At 45.3% G+C, this 1,933-nt stretch carries 1 protein-coding gene; it reads right to left on the bottom strand.

Translation table 11 applies throughout. From position 1 onward, the window contains the following. Positions 1 to 270 precede the first annotated feature (270 nt). Positions 271 to 1,933 (bottom strand): Ig-like domain-containing protein (locus tag HX773_RS24920; RefSeq protein WP_176973741.1); only part of this gene is annotated, 1,663 nt, incomplete at its 5' end.

Raw genomic sequence — 1,933 nt, 5'->3', positions numbered from 1 at the left:
GGTCAGTCCTTAAAAGCTGAGGGAGATGCCGGGCGAAAGGCTTCACGGGGAAGGTCGCCGGGCGAAACAATCAGAATTGTCTCAGAGTGTTTGAGCGGGTGCGTCTGAGAATCTGCTCGAATTTAGAGGACTGGTGAGTAAAAGCTTAATGCTTGACAGCCTAGCTTTCGTCTTTTGAATCAATAATTAAGTGACCGGCACGCGAAAATTATGCCGGTCATTGATTAAAGTATGATTTTAATAGTTATTTAACACAAATGAATGTTGGTTTTAATGGCTGTTAATATTAACGATTATATCCTGATGAACTAATAGTTCAGCATCGAGTTTTGAAGGTTGAAGTCCTTGGTAATTTATACCCTCCATCGTAACGTTTTCCATCTGAATCCATTCTTCAATGTATATATCGTCGGGTGGAGTTTCTGAAAGAGTGACATTATCTCCAATAATTGCTGTTGGCTTCATTTCACTATCAAGGAAAAACTCAGAGGTATTAAAGGTGAGGACTTCTTCAATTGAAACCACTAATGGTTTGTTTGCTTCAGTGAGCTCTCTATTTTCATCATAGGAAATCTCTGTAATATCTTCTAGGATTGAATCGAGAGTGCTATAAGACTCATTTTTCAGGGTGAATGCATCAAAGCTTGAGGATTTTGTATCAGGGTTTTCACCCTCGGAAATATTGTATTCTGTTTTACCCATAACAATATTATCAATCCAGACACCTGACGTATTGAGCTCCAGAGTGACTTTAGAAAACGTCATGCCAAATGGGACTGACGCCCTGATTTCCTGCATTAATCCACCCACAGGGGTTAAGATTTGTCGATCAACTTCACGACCTAAGCTATCGAAAAAGATAACGATAAACTGTTCCGTATTGTTAAAGTCTCCGGCAGTAAACGAGATATAGTCGCTATCCTGATTTTGCAGGGAAAGTTCAATTTTTGTTCCTCCCATAAAGGTCAATGCCATAGTCGGAGATGGAAATTGCCATCCTGTAATTCCATTAAAAAAGCCACCTCCTGCTGCGTTAATGACATTGACGTCGAAACCAGAAAACTTAATCGTTTGATTGTTAATAAAAGTTTGTGTTGACTGTGTTTCAAAGTCCTCACGGCGTAAAATGGTATCGTTTTTTTCTAAGGTTCGGCTGTCTGAAATATTTCCTGCAACATCAATTACTTTGACTATGAATGCTTCAGAGTTACCTTTGGTTGCTGATGACCAAGTTAAGCTAATTGTCCCTGAATTAAGATCTTCATCAGTTAAAGTGTGGTTATGTTCATCACCATCAATCGACAAAATAATTTGGTCACCAACTTTATATTCTAAGCCATCAAAATGAATATTTAGTGTTTCTCCATCCCATTGCATCCCTGCTACCGCAGGAGGTGGCGTGGTATCGATGTTAATTGTAAATGCTTCTGATCGCACTGAGGTATTGCCAGCTTTGTCTACCGCTTGAACGGTCAGCACGTACTTGCCGTCGGCAAACTTTTCATCATTAGCATACTGCCAGGACCACACGCCGGTATTCGCGTTAGCCATGACGCTGCCAACGGCCATAGCGTCACTAAAAATGATAACCAAAGTGCCGGGATCGGCGCTGCCGTTGAGGCGCGGACGCGGATCGTTAGTGTGGCCGTTATTGGCGATATCTCCGATGACGCCGCCCGCGACCGCGTCGGTAACGGTGTCAAGCAACGGTTGGGCGATCAAGGTGTCGACGGTGATGGTGAAGGTCTCTGACATGACCGAGACGTTGCCCGCCGGGTCGGTGGCCCGCACGGTGAGCGCGTGGGCTCCCTCTGCAAAGCGCTCAGTGCTGCTGTACTGCCAGCTCCAGCTGCCGTCCGCGCCGGCGGTGACGCTGCCGACGGCGGCGGCGCCGTTAAAGACGGTCACCACGCTGCCGGGCTCGGCGCTGCCG

This window comes from Pantoea sp. B9002 (assembly GCF_013385945.1).
In the GTDB taxonomy this organism is placed as follows: domain Bacteria; phylum Pseudomonadota; class Gammaproteobacteria; order Enterobacterales; family Enterobacteriaceae; genus Pantoea.
The sequence above is the reverse complement of the archived record's forward strand: the minus strand, read 5'-3'. Positions and strand labels throughout refer to the sequence as shown.